The organism is Pseudomonas sp. GW823-FHT02C02 (assembly GCF_058797635.1).
The window spans coordinates 150,750-174,571 of record NZ_JBXAJV010000015.1 but is presented as its reverse complement, the minus strand read 5'-3'; the positions used below and the strand labels follow the sequence as shown (position 1 = coordinate 174,571).

17 protein-coding genes are annotated in these 23,822 nt (G+C 60.7%); all 17 read left to right on the top strand.

Features of this window, described 5'->3' with window-relative positions; translation table 11 throughout:
* The first annotated feature begins 271 nt into the window (after nt 1–271).
* The 17 genes from AC1ROI_RS24605 to AC1ROI_RS24525 all read left to right on the top strand — a co-directional run bounded on the left by AC1ROI_RS24605 (nt 272) and on the right by AC1ROI_RS24525 (nt 23,810).
* The gene (locus AC1ROI_RS24605; RefSeq protein ID WP_010457020.1) at nt 272–1,834 is read left to right on the top strand and encodes a sigma-54-dependent phenylalanine hydroxylase transcriptional regulator PhhR; all 1,563 of its coding nucleotides are present in this window, start codon (nt 272–274) and stop codon (nt 1,832–1,834) included.
* A 366-nt stretch (nt 1,835–2,200) separates the two neighbouring features.
* Complete coding sequence (locus AC1ROI_RS24600; protein ID WP_010457018.1) at nt 2,201–2,941, top strand: flagellar basal body rod protein FlgF; 741 nt, start codon at nt 2,201–2,203, stop codon at nt 2,939–2,941.
* 45 nt (nt 2,942–2,986) lie between these two features.
* Nucleotides 2,987–3,772 (top strand): flagellar basal-body rod protein FlgG, encoded by a 786-nt coding sequence (gene flgG, locus AC1ROI_RS24595; RefSeq protein ID WP_010457017.1) that lies wholly within the window; start codon nt 2,987–2,989, stop codon nt 3,770–3,772.
* A gap of 51 nt (nt 3,773–3,823) precedes the next feature.
* Entirely contained in the window at nt 3,824–4,519 is a 696-nt protein-coding gene (gene flgH / locus AC1ROI_RS24590) for a flagellar basal body L-ring protein FlgH (RefSeq protein ID WP_010457015.1), read from the top strand.
* Between the two features lie 27 nt (nt 4,520–4,546).
* Nucleotides 4,547–5,635 (top strand): flagellar basal body P-ring protein FlgI, encoded by a 1,089-nt coding sequence (locus AC1ROI_RS24585; RefSeq protein ID WP_010457013.1) that lies wholly within the window; start codon nt 4,547–4,549, stop codon nt 5,633–5,635.
* An 11-nt stretch (nt 5,636–5,646) separates the two neighbouring features.
* The gene (gene flgJ, locus AC1ROI_RS24580; RefSeq protein ID WP_077748611.1) at nt 5,647–6,942 is read left to right on the top strand and encodes a flagellar assembly peptidoglycan hydrolase FlgJ; all 1,296 of its coding nucleotides are present in this window, start codon (nt 5,647–5,649) and stop codon (nt 6,940–6,942) included.
* Between the two features lie 23 nt (nt 6,943–6,965).
* Nucleotides 6,966–9,026 carry a flagellar hook-associated protein FlgK gene (gene flgK, locus AC1ROI_RS24575; protein WP_010457010.1) on the top strand — a complete coding sequence of 687 codons (2,061 nt, stop codon included), beginning with the start codon at nt 6,966–6,968 and terminating at the stop codon, nt 9,024–9,026.
* 13 nt (nt 9,027–9,039) lie between these two features.
* A complete protein-coding gene (locus AC1ROI_RS24570; RefSeq protein WP_010457009.1) occupies nt 9,040–10,605 on the top strand; it encodes a flagellar hook-associated protein 3 in 1,566 nt (521 codons plus the stop codon).
* Between the two features lie 95 nt (nt 10,606–10,700).
* Nucleotides 10,701–14,273: a glycosyltransferase gene (locus AC1ROI_RS24565; protein ID WP_102593848.1), complete on the top strand. Its 3,573-nt coding sequence runs from the start codon at nt 10,701–10,703 to the stop codon at nt 14,271–14,273.
* A 265-nt stretch (nt 14,274–14,538) separates the two neighbouring features.
* Entirely contained in the window at nt 14,539–15,312 is a 774-nt protein-coding gene (gene rfbF / locus AC1ROI_RS24560; protein ID WP_008072576.1) for a glucose-1-phosphate cytidylyltransferase, read from the top strand.
* Nucleotides 15,294–16,376, top strand: a complete 1,083-nt coding sequence (gene rfbG / locus AC1ROI_RS24555) for a CDP-glucose 4,6-dehydratase (RefSeq protein WP_042932659.1) — start codon at nt 15,294–15,296, stop codon at nt 16,374–16,376. Before rfbF ends, rfbG begins: the two co-directional genes overlap by 19 nt.
* Complete coding sequence (locus tag AC1ROI_RS24550) at nt 16,373–16,933, top strand: dTDP-4-dehydrorhamnose 3,5-epimerase family protein (protein ID WP_010457005.1); 561 nt, start codon at nt 16,373–16,375, stop codon at nt 16,931–16,933. The genes rfbG and AC1ROI_RS24550 overlap by 4 nt, the downstream gene beginning before the upstream one ends.
* Entirely contained in the window at nt 16,930–18,156 is a 1,227-nt protein-coding gene (locus AC1ROI_RS24545) for a class I SAM-dependent methyltransferase (protein WP_102593847.1), read from the top strand. The genes AC1ROI_RS24550 and AC1ROI_RS24545 overlap by 4 nt, the downstream gene beginning before the upstream one ends.
* Nucleotides 18,153–19,010, top strand: coding sequence for an NAD-dependent epimerase/dehydratase family protein (locus AC1ROI_RS24540; protein WP_010457003.1), 858 nt, complete (start codon nt 18,153–18,155; stop codon nt 19,008–19,010). The genes AC1ROI_RS24545 and AC1ROI_RS24540 overlap by 4 nt, the downstream gene beginning before the upstream one ends.
* Nucleotides 19,000–20,070, top strand: a complete 1,071-nt coding sequence (locus AC1ROI_RS24535) for a class I SAM-dependent methyltransferase (RefSeq protein WP_102593846.1) — start codon at nt 19,000–19,002, stop codon at nt 20,068–20,070. Before AC1ROI_RS24540 ends, AC1ROI_RS24535 begins: the two co-directional genes overlap by 11 nt.
* Nucleotides 20,071–20,087: 17 nt before the next feature.
* Nucleotides 20,088–20,825: a cephalosporin hydroxylase family protein gene (locus tag AC1ROI_RS24530; protein WP_010456998.1), complete on the top strand. Its 738-nt coding sequence runs from the start codon at nt 20,088–20,090 to the stop codon at nt 20,823–20,825.
* A 51-nt stretch (nt 20,826–20,876) separates the two neighbouring features.
* Nucleotides 20,877–23,810 (top strand): TIGR00180 family glycosyltransferase, encoded by a 2,934-nt coding sequence (locus AC1ROI_RS24525; protein WP_102593845.1) that lies wholly within the window; start codon nt 20,877–20,879, stop codon nt 23,808–23,810.
* Nucleotides 23,811–23,822: the final 12 nt, after the last annotated feature.

Genomic DNA, 23,822 nt, shown 5'->3' with positions numbered 1-23,822 from the left:
TCCAGTTTTCGTAAAGATTTCGTTACGAATGGATCGCAGTGGCGCAGGTATTGAGTTTTTCGGGTTTGAAAAGCGTTGCGCCTGTCACATAATCTTGACGGCTATCTGAGCGTGCCAGCAAAAAAATACCCTGTGGGAGCGAGCCTGCTCGCGAAAGCGTTCTGCCTGACACATCAATGCCGAGTGCACCGACGCATTCGCGAGCAGGCTCGCTCCCACAGGGTTGTACCTCGGGCATCCAACCTATTGACCGTTTTTCTTGGGCCTTTATATGCGTATCAAAGTCCACTGCCAGAACCGCATCGGCATCCTGCGCGACATTCTCAACTTGCTGGTCGAGTACGGAATCAACGTCGCTCGCGGCGAGGTCGGCGGTGAGCATGGCAATGCGATCTACCTGCACTGCCCGAACCTGATCAATATTCAGTTCCAGGCGTTGCGTCCGAAATTCGAGTCGATTGCCGGGGTATTTGGCGTCAAGCGTGTAGGGCTGATGCCCAGCGAGCGTCGGCACATGGAGCTCAATGCCTTGCTCGGCGCCCTGGAGTTTCCGGTGTTGTCGATCGACATGGGCGGCTCCATCGTGGCGGCCAACCGTGCAGCGGCGCAGTTGCTCGGGGTGCGGGTGGATGAGGTGCCGGGGATTCCGCTGTCGCGTTACGCCGAGGATTTTGATTTGCCGGAACTGGTGCGTGCCAACAAGTCGCGCATCAACGGGCTGCGGGTCAAGGTCAAGGGCGATGTGTTCCTCGCTGACATCGCACCGCTGCAATCCGAGCATGACGACAGCGAAGCCATGGCCGGTGCAGTCCTGACGCTGCACCGCGCTGATCGGGTGGGGGAGCGCATCTACAACGTGCGCAAGCAGGAACTGCGCGGGTTCGACAGCATCTTCCAAAGCTCGAAGGTCATGGCCGCGGTGGTCCGCGAAGCGCGGCGCATGGCGCCACTGGATGCACCGCTCTTGATAGAAGGCGAAACCGGCACCGGTAAGGAATTATTGGCGCGTGCCTGTCACCTGGCGAGTCCGCGCGGCCAGTCACCTTTGATGGCGCTCAACTGCGCCGGCCTGCCGGAATCGATGGCCGAGACCGAATTGTTCGGCTACGGCCCCGGCGCCTTCGAAGGCGCGCGTGCCGAAGGCAAGCTTGGGCTGCTGGAGCTGACGGCGGGCGGTACGTTGTTTCTCGATGGCGTCGGGGAAATGAGCCCGCGCTTGCAGGTGAAATTGCTGCGCTTCTTGCAGGACGGTTGCTTCCGTCGTGTGGGCAGTGATGAAGAGGTCTATCTGGATGTGCGGGTGATCTGCGCGACGCAGGTGGACTTGTCCGAGTTATGCGCGCGGGGCGAGTTTCGCCAGGATTTGTATCACCGCTTGAACGTGCTCTCACTGCACATTCCGCCGCTGCGTGAATGCCTCGATGGTTTGACGCCGTTGGTGGAGCACTTCCTCGACCAGGCCAGTCGTCAGATCGGTTGCCCGCTGCCGAAGCTGGCGCCAGCGGCGATGGAGCGGCTCAGTCATTACCATTGGCCGGGCAATGTCCGGCAATTGGAAAACGTGTTGTTCCAGGCGGTTTCGTTGTGCGAAGGCGGGACCGTGAAGGCCGAGCACATTCGCTTGCCGGATTACGGCGTGCGTCAGCCGCTTGGCGATTTCTCCCTCGAAGGCGGGCTGGATGCGATCGTCGGGCGCTTTGAGAAAGCGGTGCTGGAGCGGTTGTATTCCGAGCATCCGAGCAGTCGGCAGCTGGGCAAGCGGTTGGGGGTTTCGCATACGACCATTGCCAACAAGTTGCGTGAGTATGAAGTCGGCAAAGACCCCGACGCTTAAGCTGAAGCAATGACAACTTTGTGGCGAGGGAGCTTGCTCCCGCTGGAGCGCGAAGCGGCCGTAAGACCATCCGGCATGATCTGACTGTCACGCTCGGCCAATCTTTTTGGGGCTGCTTCGCAGCCCAGCGGGAGCAAGCTCCCTCGCCACAGGGGATCCTGTTGGCTGCAAAGGCCAGCACTTGCCACCAACCGGCATAACACCGCCGGTTTTTCGTCTCCGATACATTTCCCCAATCCCCGCAAAACCCCTCAAGTCCTTTGTTTGCCGGGCCTCGCACCGCCAGAAAAAAGTTGGTCTGTAAATTGCTTATCGCTCAACAGTACAGCGGTGGGCGGCAAACGTCCGGCATGCAGAGGAAAGAGTGTGGACAAGTACCTTTATGTGGCAATGACCGGCGCCAGCCAGAATGCACTGGCGCAGAAGGCTCATGCCAACAACCTGGCAAACATCTCTACCAACGGTTTTCAGAAGGACCTGGAACAGGCCCGTTCGATGCCTGTGTTTGGTGACAGCTTTCCGGCGCGTGCGTTTGCCATGACCGAGCGTCCGGCCACCGACTTCTCACCAGGTTCGCTGGTTGAAACCGGTCGCGACCTCGATGTCGCGGTGCAAGGCAACGGTTGGATCGCCGTGCAGACCCCCGATGGCGCTGAAAGCTACGTGCGCACCGGCAGCCTGAACGTGGACGCCCTCGGCGTGCTGCGTGCCGGCAACGGTATGCCGGTGATGGGCAACGGCGGACCGATCGCCGTGCCGCCCGAGCAGCAAATCGAAGTGGGCGAAGACGGCACCATCAGCATCCGTGCGATGGGCGAAGGCCCGCGTGTGATGGCTGAAGTCGACCGTATCAAATTGGTCAACCCTGACCTGAAGAACATGACCAAAGGCCTGGATGGTTCGATCCACACCAAGGATGGCAAGCCGGCGCAAGCCGATGCAGGCGTCAAACTGGTGTCCGGGTTCCTTGAGTCGAGCAACGTCAACGCCGTGGAAGAGATGACCTCGGTGCTGGCTTTGTCGAAGCAGTTCGAGCTGCACATCAAGATGATGAACACCGCCAAAGACGATGACCAGGCCATGGCTCGGGTCTTGCAGATCAGCTAATTATCAGAACGTCGCGCCGTAAAACAGGCGCACGAGGAGAATCGAATGCTTCCGGCTCTATGGGTTGCCAAAACAGGTCTGTCCGCCCAGGACACCAACCTGACGACCATTTCCAACAACCTGGCCAACGTGTCGACCACGGGTTTCAAACGTGACCGTGCCGAGTTCCAGGACTTGCTCTATCAGATCAAGCGCCAGCCAGGCGCCCAGTCGACCCAGGACAGCGAACTGCCGTCGGGTCTGCAAGTGGGTACCGGTGTGCGCATCGTCGGCACCCAGAAAAACTTCACCGCCGGCAGCCTGCAAACCACTGAGCAGCCGCTGGACCTGGCCGTCGATGGTCGCGGTTTCTTCCAGATTCTGCAGCCGGACGGCACCACGTCCTACACCCGTGACGGCACGTTCCACCTCGATTCCAATGGCCAGATTGTCAACGCCAGCGGCTTCGCCCTGGAACCGGCCATCGTCATTCCGAACGACGCGCAGACCTTCACGGTCGGTCGCGACGGCACCGTGTCGGTCACCGTTCCGGGTAACCCGGCCAGCCAGGTGATCGGCAACCTGCAAACCGCCGATTTCATCAACCCGGCCGGCCTGCAAGCCGTGGGTAACAACCTGTTCCTGGAAACCGCTGCCAGCGGCGCGCCGCAAGTCGGCACCCCGGGCCTGAACGGTTTCGGTACCACGCTGCAGAACACCCTGGAAACGTCCAACGTCAGCACCGTTGAAGAGATGGTCAACATGATCACCACTCAGCGCGCTTACGAGATGAACTCCAAGGTGATCTCCACCGCCGACCAGATGCTCTCGTTCGTAACGCAGAATCTGTAATCAGTCTATGAGGCGGCCATGAGGTCGTCTGCAACACCGTGAGGTAGGGTCATGAATCGCTTTGTATCTGTTCTGGCACTGAGTGGGGTCGTCGTGCTCGCGGGCTGCGTCGCTCCGCCACCCAAGCCCAATGACCCTTACTACGCCCCGGTGTTGCCGCGCACGCCGTTGCCGGCTGCCGCCAATAACGGCTCGATCTATCAGGCCGGCTTTGAACAGAACCTGTACAGCGACCGCAAGGCGTTCCGGGTCGGTGACATCATCACCATCACCCTGAACGAACGGACCCAGGCCAGCAAGAACGCCAACTCGCAAATCGGCAAGAACAGCAAGACCGACATCGGCCTGAGCTCGTTCTTTGGCGGTGGCCTGAGCACCAGCGACCCTGTGGGCAGCGGTAGCCTGAGCCTGGACGTTGGCTACGAAGGCGACCGTGCGACCAAGGGCGACAGCAAATCCGGGCAGAGCAACAGCCTGACCGGCTCGATCACCGTGACCGTCGCCGACGTGCTGCCCAACGGCATCATCGCCGTGCGCGGCGAGAAATGGCTGACGCTCAACACCGGCGATGAGCTGGTGCGGATTGCCGGCATGGTGCGCGCCGATGACATCTCCACCGACAACACCGTGTCGTCGACCCGCGTCGCCGATGCACGCATCACCTACTCGGGCACCGGTGCGTTTGCCGATGCGAGTCAGCCAGGCTGGTTCGACCGTTTCTTCCTCAGCCCGCTGTTCCCTTTCTAGGTGGCCACGTTGAATCTTAAACACCTGATGGTGGCTGCCCTGATGCTCTCGGCTGCGTTCAACGCGCAAGCCGAGCGGCTGAAGGATATCGCCAGTATTTCCGGCGTTCGTTCCAACCAATTGATCGGCTACGGCCTGGTGGTCGGGCTTAACGGCACCGGCGACCAGACGACGCAAACCCCGTTCACTCTGCAGACCTTCAACAACATGCTCTCGCAGTTCGGCATCAAGGTGCCGCCGGGTTCGGGCAACGTGCAGTTGAAGAACGTCGCCGCCGTGTCGATCAGTGCTGATCTGCCGGCGTTCGCCAAGCCGGGTCAGCAGGTCGACATCACCGTTTCGTCCATCGGCAACTCCAAGAGCCTGCGCGGCGGCACCTTGCTGCTGACACCCCTCAAGGGTATCGACGGCAACGTCTATGCAATCGCCCAAGGCAACCTGGTGGTCGGCGGTTTTGATGCCGAAGGCCGCGACGGTTCGAAGATCACCGTCAACGTTCCGTCGGCCGGTCGTATCCCGGGCGGTGCATCGGTCGAGCGTTCGGTGCCGAGCGGTTTCAACCAGGGCAACAGCCTGACCCTGAACCTCAACCGTTCGGACTTCACCACCGCCAAGCGCATCGTCGACAAGATCAACGACATGCTCGGCCCTGGCGTTGCCCAGGCCATCGACGGTGGTTCGATTCGGGTCAGCGCGCCGCTCGATCCAAGTCAGCGCGTCGACTATCTGTCGATCATCGAAAACCTTGAAGTCGATCCGGGTCAGGCGGTGGCGAAAGTCATCATCAACTCGCGCACCGGCACCATCGTGATCGGCCAGAACGTCAAGGTTTCACCGGCCGCCGTGACTCACGGCAGCCTGACGGTGACCATCACCGAAGACCCGATTGTCAGCCAGCCCGGCCCTCTGTCCAATGGCCAGACCGCCGTCGTGCCGCGCTCGCGGGTCAACGCCCAGCAAGAAGCCAAGCCGATGTTCAAGTTCGGCCCGGGCACCACCCTCGACGAAATTGTGCGTGCGGTGAACCAGGTCGGCGCGGCACCGGGTGACTTGATGGCGATCCTCGAAGCATTGAAACAGGCTGGCGCGTTGCAAGCCGACCTGATTGTGATCTGAGGACAGCGACCATGGATATGCGCAAGGGCGGCCTGGGTGTCAGCAGCAACGATTCGGGCTCCTATTCGGACTTGAATCGTTTGAACCAGCTCAAGGTCGGCGACAAGGACAGTGACGCGAACATGCGCAAAGTGGCGCAGGAATTCGAGTCGCTGTTCCTCGGTGAAATGCTCAAGTCCATGCGCTCGGCCACCGATGCGCTGGGCAAGGACAATCCGCTCAACACGCCGGCGGCCAAGCAATACCAGGAAATGTACGACCAGCAGTTGGCCGTTTCCATGTCCCGCGAGGGCGGCGGTATCGGTCTGGCGGACGTGCTGATGCGCCAGATGTCGAAGAACAAACCGCTGGCGCCGGGCGAGGCCGCAGCCGCGTCCGCCGCCAAGCAGGAAGCGGCGAAAGCGGCCGTGCCGACACCGGTTGCCGCAGGCACCGCGGCCACCGACGGTCCGCTGTCGCGGCTCAATGGTCAGCGTCCGTTGTGGGCCTCGCGTTCGGTGAAAGCGCCAACAGGCGAGGGCACGCATCACAATGACATGGCGCTGATCAATCAGCGCCGTCTGGCCTTGCCGCCGAAACTGGCCGATCGCTTGCTCGCCGGCCTGGTGCCTTCGGCAACGACTGCCGCTACAACCCCGAACAAAGCCTTGCTGCCTGAGCGCGCCGCGACTCCGGTCGTGACCGGTGCCGGCCCGCTGTTCAATGGCGACTGGCTGCCCTCGCCAACCGATAACAAGTCGAGCGGACGTCTGCAGGTTTACGGCCGTGCGATGGCGCAGATTCCGCTGGCGCCACCGAAGAAAGCCTTCAGTTCCGCCGACGAATTCGTCAACACCATGCTGCCGATGGCCAAGGAAGCCGCCGACCGTATCGGCGTCGATCCGCGTTACCTGGTGGCCCAGGCGGCCCTGGAAACCGGTTGGGGCAAATCGGTCATGCGTGCCCAGGATGGCAGCAGCAGTCACAACCTGTTTGGCATCAAGGCCAGCAGCAGTTGGAAGGGTGAATCGGCGCGAGCGATCACCAGCGAATTCAGGAATGGCGAGATGGTCAAGGAGACGGCAGAGTTCCGCTCCTACGATTCGTACAAAGACAGCTTCCATGACCTGGTGACTTTGCTGCAAACCAATAATCGCTATCAAGATGTTCTGAAGTCTGCCGATAACCCAGAACAGTTTGTACGCGAGCTGCAGAAAGCCGGGTATGCGACAGACCCGGCCTACGCAAGCAAGATTTCGCAGATAGCCAAGCAGATGACGAGTTACCAAAACTACGCTGCGGCGGGCGCTTCTACTACGCCTCTATAGGCACAAGGCATAAGGTCTGAACCATGAGTTTGCTCAATATCGGGATGTCGGGTCTGGCTGCTAGCCAATCCTCGTTGATGACTACCGGCAATAACATTGCCAACGCCGACACCGCCGGTTATTCACGCCAGCAAACCGTGCAGGGCACCAAAGCCTCGAATCAGTTCGGCAATGTCTACATCGGCACCGGTACGACCCTGGCCGATGTGCGTCGCGTCTACAACAGCTACCTCGATGCACAACTGCAGACCACCACCTCGCTCAACAGCGATGCGGCTGCGTATGCCGGGCAGATCAGCCCGCTCGACGCCTTGCTCTCGGACAGCGGCACCGGCCTCAACGGCGCCCTGACCAAGTTCTTCGCCTCGGTGCAGAACGTCAACGCCAAGCCGGGTGATGACGCGTCGCGCCAGCTGCTGCTCAGCGATGCCCAGGCCTTGAGCAATCGTTTCAACTCGATCTCCAGCCAGTTGACGCAGCAGAACGCCAACGTCAACGGCAACCTGGCGAACATGGCCGATCAGGTCAACAAACTGGCCGCCACCGTGGCGCAGTTGAACCAGAAGATTTCCGAGATTTCCAAATCCGGCGGCATGCCGAACGAGCTGCTCGATGCGCGTAACGAAACCGTGCGTCAGCTCTCCACCTTCACCGGTGCGCAGGTCATCGAACGCGACGGTAACCTTGACGTTTATCTGGGCAGCGGCCAGCCGCTGGTCATCGGCGGCACCGCCAGCACCCTGTCCGTGGCGTCAAGCCTGAACGACCCTTCGCGCATGGGCATTCAGCTCAATCGCGCCGGTAGCACCGTTGACATCACGTCGGTGATGACCGGTGGTGAAATGGGTGGTTTGCTGCGCTATCGCAGCACCGTACTGGACCCGGCGATGAACGAACTGGGCCGCGTGGCGCTGGTTGTCGCCGATCAGATGAACAGCCTCCAGGCTCAGGGCATCGACAAAAACGGTGCGTTCGGCTCGAACCTGTTCAACAGCATCAACAGTGCCGCGCAGATGGCCAGCCGCAGTGTTGCCACCGTCGGCAACAGTGCCGGCTCGGGTAACTTTGATGTGAGTATCGAAGACAGCGGCAAGCTGACCATCAACGACTACAAGGTCACCTTCACCAGCGGCACCAACTACACCGTGTCGCGTCTGCCAGATGGCACGTCCATGGGCGCTTTCAGCACCCTGACCACGCCGCCGCCGGTAATCGACGGTTTCTCGCTGAAGCTTTCCGGCGGCACCGCCGCGGCGGGCGACACGTTCAAGATCACGCCGACCCGCAACGCGGCGGCGAACATCAAGACCGAGATGACCGACAGCAAGCGTCTGGCCATCGCGGCACCGTTGAGCGCGTCCATCGCACCGGGCGGTAGCGGCACCTTGACGATCCCGGCCAGTGGTCAACCGACCCTGACCACGCAGTTTGATATTTATGACTCGGCGACCACTCTGGCCATTCAGAACGGGCTGCAGAATTCGACTCCGGTCAAAGTGGTTTTCGGTGCCGGCGGTGGCACCACCCAGACTTACCAATTGCTCGATGCCAAAGGCAATGCACTCAGCAGCGGCACCATTGTGCCGGGCCAGAACAATACGCTCAGCCTGAGCATTCCACTGGTCGACGCCAGCGGCGCCGCGATCATGGATCCGGGGCCACCCGCCGTGCAGCGTACGGCGACCTTTGATATGACCGTGGCCGGTTCGCCAGGTCAAGGCAGTGCAATTAACGTCACGCTCAGTCAACCGGGTACGCTGGACAACCGTAACGGTACCGCACTGGCCGGCTTGCAGACCAAGCAGACCGTGGATACCGGTTCGGCCAGTAAAGGCATTTCCCTGACCGACGCCTACGGCAAACTGGTCGAAGGCGTCGGCGCCAAGGCCGCGCAAGGCAAGCTCGACAGTGCCGCGACCACCGCTATCCTGGCCAACGCCAAGGGCGCTCGCGATTCGCTGTCGGGTGTCGACCTCGATGAGGAAACCGGCAACCTGGTCAAATATCAGCAGTACTACACCGCGTCTTCGCAGATCATCAAGGCTGCGCAGGAAATCTTCAGCACACTGATCAACAGTCTTTAAGGAGTCGTAGCCCATGCGCATTTCTACCGCCCAGTTTTACGAGTCCTCTGCTGCGAACTACCAGAAAAATTTCGCCAACGTAGTCAAAAGCAGCGAAGAGGCCAGCAGCCTGGTTCGCGTCAACACCGCCGCCGATGATCCGGTTGGCGCCTCGCGTCTGCTGCAATTGGGTCAACAGGCGTCGATGCTTGATCAGTACAAGGCCAATACCACCACCATCAAGGCGACCCTGGGCACGACCGAAGCGGTGATGACCAGCATCAATAGCGTGTTGCAGCGCGCCAAGGAATTGGCTGTGGGCGCCGGCAACGCCGGTTACACCGATGCCGATCGCCAGGCCAACGCATCTGAGTTGGGGCAGATCGAAGAGCAGTTGCTGAGCCTGATGAATAGCAAGGACGAGAACGGCAAATACATCTTCGCCGGTTCCAAGGGCGATACAATTCCGTTCACGCGTAACAACGATGGCACCTACAGCTACAACGGCGACCAGGTGACGCTTGACCTGGCGATCGGCGACACCATGTCGATGGCCACCAACAGCACCGGTTGGGAAGCGTTCCAGCAGGCGATCAACACCAGCCGTAGCGAGGTCACCCGGACCGCGCCGGTCGTGGATGACGGCCGCGTGACCCTGTCCAACGGCCAGGTGTCGTCGAACGTCACCTACAACGCCAAATTCCGCAGCGGCGAGCCGTATACCGTGGACTTCGTCAGCGGCACCCAGCTGAAAATCACCGACTCGGGCGGTAATGACGTGACTGCCGAAGCCAGTCAGGGCGGTGCGTTCGACCCTGCCAGCAAGAACGGCCAGGCCGTCACTTTCCGTGGCGTCGAGCTGACCCTGAACATCAACCTGAGTGCCGGCGATACGGCGGCGACCGTGCTGCCTGGCCACACGTTTACCCTGGCGGCCAAGCCGGACACCTTCAGTGCAACCGGCAGCCCGGGCAACGCTTCGGCGGCGCAGGTCACCACCAGCAGCATCACCAACCCGGTGGATTACCACGCCAGTTTCCCTACCGGTTCGGCGATCCTCAAGTTCACCAGCGCCACCGCCTTCGACCTGTATGCGGCGCCTTTGACGGCCAGCAGTAAGCCTGTGTCTAGCGGAACCATGGCCGGCAGCGTCGCCACTGCATCGGGTGTGAGTTTCACGTTGAGCGGTGCGCCGGCTGCCAACGATCAGTTCAGCATCGCGGTCAACACTCACGAAACCCAGAACATCCTGGACACCGTGAGCCAACTGAAAACCGCTCTGAATACACCAACCAATGGTGACCCGATCGCTACTCAAAAGCTGCAAGCGTCACTGGCTTCCGGTATTGCCAACCTGGCCAGCGGCACCGATCAGCTGTCCAGCGCCTTGAGTTCGGTGGGTGGTCGCGGTGCTGCTCTGGAGACCCAGAACGATACCAACCAGAGCCTGACGCTGGCCAATGCCCAGACCCAATCGTCAATCCGCGATTCCGATCCGGCTGAAGTGATGACCCGTCTGACCTTGCAACAAACCATGTTGCAGGCCTCGCAACTGGCCTTCAGCAAGATCGCTCAGTTGGGCCTGTTCAACAAGGTCTGAGCCAGCGCCTGCCGAGCTGCCAACCGTCTTTTTGTAAGCGGTTCCGGGGCCTCTGCCTGAAAGGGTAGAGGCCCGCCGCTCGAGAGTTTCCTGCCGTGAATCAACGCCCCCTCGTCAGTATCGTCATCCCAGCCTTCAACCCGCGCTTCTTCAGTCAGGCATTGGAAAGTGCGCTCGCCCAGACCTACGAGCACATCGAGATCGTCATTTGTGACGATTCGTCCGGCGACGATATCCGCGACATTGTCGAGGCCTTCATCGAGCCGGCTCACCCGGTTCGCTACTTGCGTAATCCGCAGCGTCTGGGCTTGCAGAAGAACGTATTGCGTTGCGTCGAAGAAGCCCGTGGCGAATTCATCAAAGTGCTGTGTGATGACGACCGTCTGTTTTCACCCAGCGTAGCCTTGCAGGCGCAGGTGTTGATCGACCACGCGGACGTGAATGTGGTCTTTGCCCTGCGGATGCTCAGCGACGCCGGCAATTTCATCCTGCCGCCACGGGTCGACAATTGCCGGTTCTCACCGAACGACGCCTTGCTCAAGGGCGATGACATGCTGGCGATCTTCGAAGGTACGCCGAAGAATTTCCTCGGCAACTTCAGTTCGACCCTGATGCGTCGCGTCGATGTACTGGAGCTGTTGCCGGCGCTGATTCAGGAAGGCGCCGGTTTCGTCGCCATGCTCGATTTCGCCTTGTTCGTGTGCTTGATGCGTCGCGGCAATCTGGTGTCGCTGAGCACTGTGCTGAGTACCGAACGTTTGTACCCGGAGCGTCTGAGCAAAACCCCGGAAATGGTCAAGGCCGCAGCGGTGGAGTGGAGCTGGCTTTCGCAGATGCTCGCGGCACGCAGCGGTGAATCGGCACCGGCATCGGGTTGGGTGCGCTACATCGAGCTGACTAAAATCACCGACCAGCCCCACGCCTGGGAAGAATTGTGCGTGGTGCGCATTTTGGGCAACCGCAACACAGTGGTGAATGGTCGGGTGGGCGGGGAGAGCGAAAGCTACGCCGATTTCTATCGCGAATGGCTGGCGATCCGCAGGTTCTCCGATGTCGAGCAGCAGCTCATGCCGCAACGCCTCGACAGCTGGGCGTTCCGTCCGCAGATCGTGCCGATTGTGATCGACAGCGGCGCTGACAGTGCAGCGTTGAACACTACGTTGCAAAGCATCAGCCGACAGCTTTACACGCCGCAGGCGGTGGTGGTGCTTTCTGATGCCTTTTGCGCGACCGACGATCGTGTGGTGCAGTTGCCGTTCCAGGCGGATTGGGCGCAACAACTCAATGCGGTGGTGCCGCAGCTGGAAGGCGCTCACTGGTTTTATCTGCTGCATGCTGGCGACACTTTGCGCGAGTCGGCCCTGCTGATCCTGGCTGAACGCATTGCGGGTTCGGCGGGCATTCTCTGTGCCTACAGCGATGAGGGCGCGCTGGTCGATGGCGAGTCGATCGACCCGGTGTTCAAACCCGATTTCAATCTCGATCTGATGCGTGCTTATCCCTACGTCGGCCGAACCCTGGCCTTCGAGCGGCAGCGCTTCATGACGCTGGGCGGCTTCGATTCGGCTCACGGTGAGCTGGCGCCGCACGATTTGTTATGGCGTCTGGTGGAAGAGGCCGGGCCGCAAACCATTGAGCACATCGCCGAAATCCAGATTGAGTCGAGTCAGTCTTTCGCCGCCTGGCTGTCGTTGCCGGAGGTGATCGAGAACAATGCCGGGATGGTCAGCGCACACCTGGATCGTATTGGTGTGGCGCACTCGATCCGGCAGGAAGAGTTGCCGTTGATCAACCGCATCGACTACCTCCATGGGGCGCGCCCTTTGGTGTCGATCATCATCCAGACCGGCGATTCGCTGTACGCGTTGCAGCGGTGCATCGAAGGTCTGATCGAGCGCAAGGCTTACAGCCAATACGAAATCCTGATCGTCGACAGCGGCACGGACGACCCGGCGATGCTCGACTGGCTGGAGGCGATGGCGCAGCTGGGCGCCGCAATGCTGCGAGTATTGCGTTACGCCGGTGATGCCAACGACGCGGCGATCCGTAACTTTGCCGCGAGCCTGGCGCATGGCGAATATTTGCTGCTGCTCAGCGCGCAGACAGTGATCTGCGACAGCGACTGGCTGGATGAAATGCTCAATCACGCCCAGCGCCCCGAAGTGGGTGTGGTCGGTGCTCGTATCCTCAGCCCCGAGGGCTCGATCATCAGTGCCGGGTTGATTCTTGGCCTGGCCGGGCCGGTCGGTTCGCCATTTTATGGCGAAGCGGCCGGTTCTCGTGGCTACATGCAGCGATTACACGTAACCCAGAATTGGAGTGCGGTGAGCAATCTCTGCCTGATGGTGCGCAAGCAAGTGTTTGATGAACTCGAGCAGTTCGATGAGGTGACCTTCACCCAGGGCCTCAGCGACGTCGACTTGTGTTTGCGGGCAGGCAACGATGGTTATCTGGTGGTCTGGACGCCTTACGCCAGCGTGGTATGGGTGCAGCAAGATGTGTCGCCGGCAGGGCTTTCGACACTGGCACTGCGCGAGCGTGAACAGGAGGATTTCTATCGCAAATGGCTGCCGAAGATCGCCAAGGATCCGGCCTACAGCCCGGCGCTGAGCCTTGGGATTTCCAGCTTCAGTCTGGAGCCGTCACTGCGCAATAACTGGAACCCGTTCTGCACCCGTGCCTTGCCGTTGATTCTCGGTCTGCCGGTTAACAGCACCGCCGTTGGCCATTACCGGGTAACCGCGCCACTGGCTGAGCTCGAAGCAGCCGGTCGGGTGATCGCGCGGGTGGCCTATGAGTCGCCGTCGACCGTGGAGATCGAGCGTCTGTCACCAGACACGATCATTCTGCAAGGGCGTTACAGCGAAGGCGCTGCGGGTGACATTCTGCGGATGAAAAAGTACTCCAGTGCGCTACGAATTTTCGAACTCGACGACTACATCGTCAGTGCGCCGAAGAAAAACACCCACGCCCGCAACAAACCGGTCAATACCGAGCAGCTGTTGCGCGAAGGCATTGGCCTGTGCGATCGCGTAGTGGTCACCACTCAGCCGCTGGCCGATGCCTTGTCGAGCATGCACAGCGAAATCCGCGTAGTGCCGAACATGCTATCGCCGGCACCATGGGCGACGCTGACCAGCCATCGGCGCACCTCCAGCAAGCCGCGAGTCGGTTGGGGCGGCGGCACCAGCCACACCGGTGACCTGGAGATCATTGCCGAGGTTGTGCGCGAACTGGCGGACCAAGTCGAGTGGGTGTTCTTCGGCATGTGCCCTGATGCCTTGCGTCCGTATGTCCACGAGTTTCACTCCACCATCGGCTTGCAGAGCTACCCGTTCAAACTGGCCAGCCTGAACCTCGACCTGGCGCTGGCACCGCTGGAATTCCATATCTTCAACGACTGCAAAAGCAACCTGCGCTTGCTGGAGTACGGCGCCTGTGGATACCCGGTGATCTGCACCGACACCGAGGCCTATCGCGGCCATCTGCCGTGTACCAGGGTCTATAGCAACAGCACGGACGAATGGCTGCAGGCGATCCGCATGCACCTGGCCGACCCGGACGCCAGCTACCGTATGGGCGATGAATTGCGTGAAGCGGTTCACCGCGATTTCATGCTGCGGGGCGACAACCTCAATCACTGGTTGTGGGGTTGGTTGCCTGACTGATCCCGTGATTACCCTCTAAACGTCAAAAGATCGCAGCCTTGGGCCGCTACAGGGATGTATTGATACCTGCAGCAGTTGTCCAAGGCTGCGATCTTTTTTGTCCTGCGCAATTGGCTCACTTCCTGCAAGTCCCCCGTATATCGCCATAAAACCTTCACCCCAATGGGTGTGAACGGCTCAATGGCTGCGGGTAAATGATGTGCATCTGACGGTCCGCCCACCCTCGCGAGGGTGCCCAGGCCGCGCGAAGAGCAAGAGGACAGCGATGAAGGCAGTAATTCTGGCAGGTGGTCTCGGTACGCGGATCAGCGAAGAGTCGCACCTCAAGCCAAAGCCAATGATCGAGATCGGCGGCAAGCCAATTCTTTGGCACATCATGAAACAGTACTCCGCCCACGGAATTCATGACTTCGTGATCTGCCTTGGCTACAAGGGCTATGCGATCAAGGACTTCTTCGCCAACTACTTCTTGCACACTTCCGACGTCACTTTCGACATGCGCAACAACCGCATGGACGTGCACCAGAACTACAGCGAGCCGTGGAGCGTCACCCTCATCGACACCGGTGAAGAAACCATGACCGGTGGCCGCTTGCTGCGCGCCGGCCGTTACCTCAAGGATGAAGAAGCCTTCTGCTTTACCTACGGCGACGGCGTCTCCGATATCAATATCCGTCAACTGGTGGACTACCACAGCGCCCACGGTCGCCTGGCGACCGTCACTGCCGTACAACCGCCGGGCCGTTACGGTGCCCTGGAGCGTCACGGCGATCAGGTGCTCGGTTTCACCGAGAAGCCCCGTGGCGACGGTGGCTGGATCAATGGCGGCTTCTTTGTGCTTTCACCGAAAGTGCTGTCGTACATCGGCGGTGACGAGACCACCTGGGAAGCCGAGCCCTTGGCCCGTCTGGCCCAGGATGAACAGTTGAAGGCCTTCGAGCACGAAGGTTTCTGGCATCCGATGGACACCCTGCGTGACAAGAACCACCTCGAAGCGTTGTGGCAGAGCGGGGAGGCCCCATGGAAACAATGGGACTGAGTCCGGAGTTCTGGCGCGGCAAGCGGGTCCTGCTGACCGGCCATACCGGTTTCAAAGGCAGTTGGCTGACGTTGTGGCTGCAAAGCCTGGGGGCCGAGGTCAGCGGTTTTTCGCTGGACCCGTCGACCGAGCCGAGCCTGTTCGAGCTGGCGCGGGTGCACGAAGGCATCAACGATCAGCGCGGCGACCTGCGTGACCTCGGCGCGCTGCTGGAGCTGATCGCCGAAACCCAACCGGAAATCGTCCTGCACCTGGCAGCCCAGCCGCTGGTGCGCGAGGGTTATCGCGACCCGCTGGGGACATACTCCAGCAACGTCATGGGCACCCTCAATTTGCTCGAAGCGATCCGCCAGGTCGGTGGCGTGCGCGCCTGTGTGCTGGTGACGACCGATAAGGTCTACGCCAATCAGGAATGGCTGTGGCCGTACCGCGAAAACGAAGCCCTCGGCGGACACGATCCTTACAGCAGCAGCAAAGCCTGCTGCGAGTTGCTGGCGCAGTCTTACGCGGCGTCGTTCTTCCCGGCCGACAAACATGCCGAACACGGTCTGGCCCTGGCCACTGCGCGTGCCGGCAATGTGTTGGGCGGTGGTGATTTTGCACCAGAGCGTTTGATCCCCGATGTGCTTAAAGCCTGGTCCGCCGACGAACCGGTGACCCTGCGTTACCCACAAGCCGTACGCCCGTGGCAGCACGCGCTGGAGCCGTTGGCCGGTTACCTGCAACTGGCCGCCGGGCTCTACGAAAAGGGGCCGGCATTTGCCGGTGCCTGGAACTTCGGCCCGAGCGAAGCGGATATGTGCAGCGTCGGCGAAGTTGTCGAATTGCTTGCCAGCCGCTGGCCGCAAGCCCGTGGCCTGCGCATCGAACCAAGTGATTTGCATGAGGCCGGTCTGCTGCGCCTGGACAGCAGCCGCGCCCGTCAACTCTTGGCGTGGCAGCCACGCTGGTCGTTGCAGCAGTGCCTGACCCAGACCCTCGACTGGCATTTGGCGTGGCAGAACGGTGACGACATGCGCGCCATCACGCTGAGCCAGTTGAATCTGTACCGAGGCGCGCTGTGAGCGAGTTTCTGTTGCAGCCATTGCCGCTCGCCGGACTGTTCAGCGTGCAGCACAAACGCTTCGAAGATGAGCGCGGGCACTTTGCGCGGCTGTTTTGTGAAGGCAGCCTGAGTGCATTCGGTGAGCCGTTTCATATCCGCCAGATCAACCATTCCTGCACCCGCGAACGCGGCAGTGTGCGCGGTCTGCATTACCAGAACGCCAGCGCGCCGGAAGCCAAAATGATCACTTGCCTGCGCGGTGAAGTCTGGGACGTCGCGGTGGATCTTCGCCCCGACTCCGACACCTTTCTGCACTGGCACGCCGAACACCTGCGGGCCGGCGACGGTCGCAGCCTGTTGATCCCGGCCGGGTTCGCCCATGGCTTCCAGACCCTGACCGACGACGCTGAATTGCTCTACCTGCACAGCGCGGATTACACGCCGGTGCACGAGGGTGGTTTGAGCGTGAACGATCCACGGCTGGCGATTGCCTGGCCGTTACCTGTCAATAATCTGTCGGCACGGGATTCCAGCCATCCTTTGCTTGATGAACACTTCGCTGGAGTACGTGTATGAACTGCCGTGGTTGCGGGACTTCTCTGGCCTTGCCGCTGATCGATCTCGGCACCTCGCCGCCGTCCAACGCGTATGTGCGCGCCGATCAGCTGGAACAAGCCGAGCAATGGGTACCGCTGAAAGTGGCGGTGTGTCAGCAATGCTGGCTGGTGCAGACCGAGGATTACACCAGCGCCGACAGCCTGTTCGACGCCGAGTATGCGTATTTCAGTTCGTTCTCCAGCACCTGGCTGGCCCATGCCGACAAATACGTCGCCGAAATGGTCGAGCGTTTCGGTCTGACCGCCGACAGCCGCGTGGTGGAAATTGCGGCCAACGACGGTTACCTGTTGCAGTACGTGGCCGGGCGCGGCATCCCATGCCTGGGCGTCGAGCCGACCCGCAGCACCGCACAAGCGGCGCGGGAAAAAGGCCTGGATATCCGCGAGCTGTTCTTCGGCCGCGACACGGCATCGCAACTGATCGCCGACGGTTGGTCCGCCGACCTGATGGCGGCCAATAACGTGCTGGCCCACGTGCCCGACATCAATGATTTCCTCGGCGGTTTTGCGACATTGCTGAAGCCGACCGGCGTGGCGACGTTCGAGTTTCCGCAGTTGCTGACCCTGATGGCCGGGCAGCAGTTCGATACGCTGTACCATGAGCACTATTCCTATCTGTCGCTGACCGCTGTCCAGACCCTGTGCGCGCGCAACGGTCTGGAAGTGTTCGACGTCAGCCAGCTGTCGACCCATGGCGGATCGCTGCGGGTCTTTGTCCAGCGCGCCGATGGTGTGCGCCGCGAGGTGCAGCCAGCGGTGGCTCAGCAGCTGCAAGCCGAACTCGCCGCCGGGGTGAAAACGCCCGAGTACTACGCGACCCTCGCGCCCGCTGCCGAACGCATCAAGCACGAATTGCTGCGTTTCCTGTTGCAGGCCAAGGCCGATGGCAAGCGCGTGGTCGGTTACGGTGCGGCGGCCAAGGGCAACACCTTGCTCAACTACGCCGGGGTCAAGCCGGACCTGCTGGCCTGGGTGGCCGACGCCAATCCTCACAAACAGGGCAAGTACCTGCCGGGCAGCCGCATCCCGATTGTTTCGCCCGCGCAGATCGATCTGGAAAAGCCGGATTACGTCCTGGTGCTGCCGTGGAACTTGCTGCACGAAGTCAGTCAGCAACTGGCCCAGGTGCGCGAGTGGGACGGCCGCTTTGTCATCGCCGTGCCTGAGTTGACCGTCCTGTGAAAGTCCTGGTCACCGGGGCGACCGGGTTCGTCGGCAGGCATCTGGTCGAGGCCTTGCTCGCCCGTGGCTGCGAAGTCCGCGCCGTAGCGCGTAACGCCGAGACCGCCGCGAACTTGCCGTGGATCAAGGCCGTGGAATTCGTTGCGGCGGATATTCACGCCGCCGACCTCGACATTGCCGCGCTGACCGATGGCATCGATGCCTTGGCGCACCTGGCCTGGCCAGGGTTGCCGAACTATCAGGCGCTGTTTCACTTCGAGCACAACCTGATGGCCGACTATCGGTTCATCAAGGGCGCGGTGGAGGCGGGCGTCTCGCAAGTGCTGGTCACCGGCACCTGTTTTGAATATGGCTTGCAGAGCGGACCGCTCAGCGAGCAGACCGCGCCTCTGCCGAGTAATCCTTACGGCCTTGCGAAGAACACCTTGCGCCTGTTCCTCGAAAATCTGCAGCGGGTTCAACCGTTCAAGCTGCAATGGGCGCGGCTGTTTTACCTGCACGGCGAGGGGCAAAACCCGAACAGTTTGCTGGCGGCGCTGGACCGGGCCATCGATGCCGGCGATGCCAGTTTCAACATGTCGGCCGGCGAGCAGCTGCGCGATTACCTGGCCATCGACACGGCCGCCGGCTACCTCGCCGCCATCGTGCAACAGCGTGAATTCGACGGCGTGATCAATTGTTCCAGCGGCCAACCGGTTTCGGTTCGGGCGCTGGTCGAGCAGCGCCTGCGCGAGCGTGGCGCGGCGATCCGCCTGAACCTCGGTCACTACCCATACCCGACCCACGAACCGATGGCGTTCTGGGGCGTGGCGGACCGTTTGCAACAGCTACTGGGAGCAGAGCATGAGGCATGAGTTGTATCGGGTCGCCGACCTGCCGGTGTTGCAGAACCGCACCTTTGCCGACCCTGCGTCGGCGAAAGCGTCGGCGTGCGCCGACATGGTCTTGGTGCAGGACGAAAAGAGCGGGTTGATCTTCAACCAGGCCTTCGATGCCGACAAGCTCAGCTACGACGCTGACTACCAGAACGAACAGGCGCACTCGGGTCAGTTCCAGAAGCACTTGAGCGATGTCGAAGGCATCATTGCCCGTCACTTCAAGGGTCAGGAACTGATCGAAGTCGGCTGCGGCAAAGGCTACTTTCTCGAGCTGCTGAAAAGCCTGGGCTACGCCATCACCGGCATTGACCCGGCCTACGAAGGCAACAACGCTGACGTGATCAAGGCGCCGTTCACCCGCGGCCTGGGGCTGGCGGCGGACGCCATTGTTCTGCGCCATGTGCTGGAGCACATTCAGGACCCGGTGAGTTTCCTCGCCGAAATGGCCGACGCCAATCAGGGCGGGCAGATCTACATCGAAGTGCCGTGCTTCGACTGGATCCTCGAGCATCGTGCCTGGTTCGACCTGTTCTACGAGCACGTCAATTATTTCCGCCTCGACGACCTGCGCCGGATGTTCGGCACCGTCCACGAGGCCGGTCACCTGTTCGGTGGCCAATACCTGTACATCGTCGCCGACCTGTCGACGTTGCGCCTGACCCCGGATCAACCGGTGTCGCGCCTGACGCTGCCCGAAGATTTCACCACCAGCCTCGACCGAGCCGTGCAGATCATTCAGGCCGCGCCCGAGCAAGGTTCGGCGATCTGGGGCGCGTCGTCCAAAGGCGTGATCTATTCGCTGTTCCTGCAACGGGCCGGCGTGGCGGTGGATCGTGTGGTGGATATCAACCCGACCAAACAGGGTCGGTATCTGCCCCTGAGTGGCGTGCGGGTGTCCTCGCCACAAGAAGCCATGGATGCGTTACCCGAAGGCGCCAACCTGTTTGTGATGAACTCCAACTACCTCGAAGAAATCAAGCGGATGACCGATGGACGCTACGTCTATCACGCCGTCGACAGCGCTTCGTTCCAGTGACCATTGAGAATTTTGAAATGACCGACAACAGCATCAATAAAGCCTTCGAAGCCGAATGCCGGGAACAGATCGCCCAGCAAGGTGATGACCAGAAACTCACCGGCCTGGCCCGGGACTTCTTCAACGAATCGGCCAAGCACAAATACAGCTACCACTTCTCGTGGATGGGCCGTCCGATCATCCAGCTGCCGCAAGACATGATGGCCATGCAAGAGATCATCTGGCAGGTCAAGCCGGATCTGGTCATCGAGTGCGGCATCGCCCACGGCGGTTCGATCATCTACTACGCATCGTTGCTTGAGCTGCAAGGCCACGGCGAAGTGCTGGGTATTGACCTCGACATCCGTCCGCACAACCGCGAAGCCATCGAAAGCCACCCGATGAGCAAGCGCATCAAGATGATCGAAGGTTCGAGCATTGATCCTGCAATCGCTGCACAAGTGCGCGCCGCGGCCGAAGGCAAGAAAGTCATTCTGGTGCTGGACTCTAACCACACTCACGATCACGTGCTCGAAGAACTGCGTCTTTACGCGCCGTTGGTCTCGGTGGACAGCTACTGCGTGGTGATGGACACCGTGGTTGAAGACATGCCGGCGGACTTCTTCCCGGATCGTCCTTGGGGCCCGGGCGATAACCCGAAAACCGCAGTGTGGAAGTACCTGGAAGAAAACAAGGACTTCGAGATCGACCAGCAGATGCAAAACAAACTGCTGATCACCGTGGCGCCAGACGGCTATCTGCGTCGCGTTCGTTAATCAAAAGTGGTTTCAGGTTCTTGGCGATTGGCCGGTTGTGGGGATAGGAAGATGCAGGTTCAAAACAGTGCTCAAAACAACGTTGCACCGCTGAACGAGCGGTTTACGGTGGTGGTGATTTCTCACAACCGGAACGCGTTCCTGCGGCGCACTTTGCAGTACTACAGCAGCTATCCCTGCACGGTTCTGGTTCTGGACTCCTCTGCTGAGGGTGACGAGAACATGGCCCGGGACTTCCCGTCGGTCGACTATCGCCACTTGCCGCAATACACCTACAAGGGGCTGCAGGAAAAACTCACCTACGGCGTCAATCAGGTCACCACGCCTTACATGGTGTTTGCTGCCGATGACGACTTCCTGCTGCACCGCGCACTGACCGAGTCGGTGGAGTTTCTCGAAGCCAACCCCGACTACGGCGTGTGCCATGGCTACGGGATCATGTACCTGACCCGCGCCACTGAAGTGAACTACTTCCGCCGCGATCGCAAGGTTCATGAGGATTACAACTCGGAGCAGGCTGAAGACCGTGTCGTGCGGTTCATGGATAATTTCCTGCCGCCGTTCTATGCGGTCACCCGTACCGATCTGCTGCAACAGTGGTACAGCCTGCTGCCACCGGGCACCGGTTTCGAATGGCAGGAAATCGGCCACACCTTCTACCTGCTGGCCTGTGCGAAGGCACGGATCCTGCCGATTCCGTTCGCCGTGCGGGAAATGAACTATGGCGCCTCGGACCACAACACCAACGTGTTGACGGTGCTGACCTTCAAAGACGCCAAAAGCGTTGCCGAGCGCGAGCAGTTTGCCGAATTCCTGGCCTCGATCCCGACGCCACTCAGCGCCAAGGGGGCGGTCCAGGCCAAGCAGATCGCCCTGGACAGTTTTACCGCCATGGCCGATTGCCTGATCGAAGGTCGCTCGCTCAAAGGCACCATGATTATTCGCTCGGCCTGGCGCGAGGCGGGGGAAGAGCCGATTCGTTCGTTCGGCCCCGAGCAATTCGTCGAAATGCCGTTCTACAACAAACCGGTGTTCGACCTGCTGACCGAGTTCGAATTCCTGCTGCATGCCATGCCTGCCGGACGCCTGCAACTTCAGGAACTGGAAGGCATCCTGCTCAAGCAGCATGAGTTGATGCAAATTCACCCCAATGACACTGACCGCACTGTGCGTAGCCGGTTGTGGGAGGCCTTGAGCCTGAACGTGTTCAACCGGGCGGTGGTCAAGCGCCTGGCGGAGTCGTTGAAGGACAGCGAAGAGCCGGAAGAAGGCCTCAAGCTGCAAGCCTGGGCCGAGCGACTGAACGCTTTACCGGGTCAGCAAGACCGTCGATTGTTCGAGAACATGCCGTCCGGCCGGTTGCTGAACTGGCTCGAAGCGCGTAACCCGGATGCCGCGCAGCTCAAGGCGATCGCCGCACAGTTGGCCAGGCACAATGGCGGTCCTCAGTTCGGCATTCTGTTGCTGGATCTGGACGCCGACATGGTCAAGTTGCAGGCGACCTTCGATAGCTTGGTCGCTGGTCACTGCAGGGCGTTCAACCTGGTGGTGTTCACCACCGGTGATTTACCGGCGACCACGACCGTGCGCGACACCGTGCACTTCGTCAAAGTCAGCACAATCAATTATGTGGAGCGCATCAACCAGATCGTCGCCCAGTCCACCGCCGATTGGCTGTTGCTGGCCGAGGCCGGAGATCAGTTCACTGCCAGCGGTTTGCTGCGCGCCAGCCTTGAGCTGGCCGGTGCCGAGGGTGTGCGTGCGGTGGCGATGGATGAGCTTCAGCGTCAGGCCAACGGCGCTCTGGCGGATGTATTCCGTCCCGGGGTCAACCTCGACCTGCTGCAAACCGTGCCGTCGTTGATGGCGCGGCACTGGTTGATCCAGCGTGATGTGTTGGCTCAGGCCAAAGGTTTCTCGACCGAGTACCCCCAGGCTCTGGAGTTCGATCTGTTGCTGCGCCTGATCGAGGACGGTGGCCTGGCAGGGCTGGCGCATCTGGCCGAACCCTTGCTGATTTGCAATGCCCCGGTAGAAGAATCCAGCGCTCAGGAACGTCAGGTGCTGACCCGCTCGCTGGCGGCGCGCGGTTATCGCGCTCAGGTCAGCTCGGCACTGCCGCTGACGTACCAGATCGACTATCAACACGCTGAACGGCCGCTGGTGTCGATCATCCTCCAGAGCCAGGACAACCTTGAGTCGCTGCAACGGGCGCTGGTCAGTGTGCTGCAACGTACCCGTTATCAGCGTCACGAAGTGCTGATTGCTGACAACCACAGCCAATCCGAAGAACTCGCAACCTGGCTGAGCAGCCTGGAAGGCAAGGGCGATCGCCTTCGTGTACTGCGCAGCGGTCAGCGCCTGAGCGCCTCGGCGCTGAACAATTTTGCCTGTGGCGAGGCCAAGGGGAACTACCTGGTATTGCTGTCGGCAGAATCCGAAGTGGTCAATGCCAATTGGCTCGACGCCATGCTCAACCAGGCCCAGCGTCCGGAAGTCGGCATCGTTGGCGCCAAACTGATGGACATTCGTGGCGTCACCACTCAGGCCGGTCTGGTCCTGGGTTTGAATGGCGATATCGGCTCGGTCTTTGTCGATGAACGTAAGGACGCCAAGGGCTACATGAACGGCCATCAGGTCGAGCAGAACTACTCGGCAGTGTCCGGTGCCTGTCTGATGATTCGCAAGGACGTGTTCGAAGCGGTAGGTGGTCTGGACGAGGAGCATTTCGACGAAGTGTTTGGCGATATCGACCTGTGCCTGAAAGTCGCCGATGCCGGTTACCTGACTGTCTGGACACCACAAGCGCAACTGTTGCATCCGGGCGTGCTGCCTGAGGCAACCCAGGCTCGCGCCGCTCTGCGCGACAAGTGGCAAGCACGCTTCGAACAGGATTCAGCCTACAACCAGAACCTGGCCTTGACCGGCAAGGGCTTTACCCTCGGCGATGCTTCCAGCGTGAATTGGACGCAGTTGCTCGCATAAGCTACCTGATCA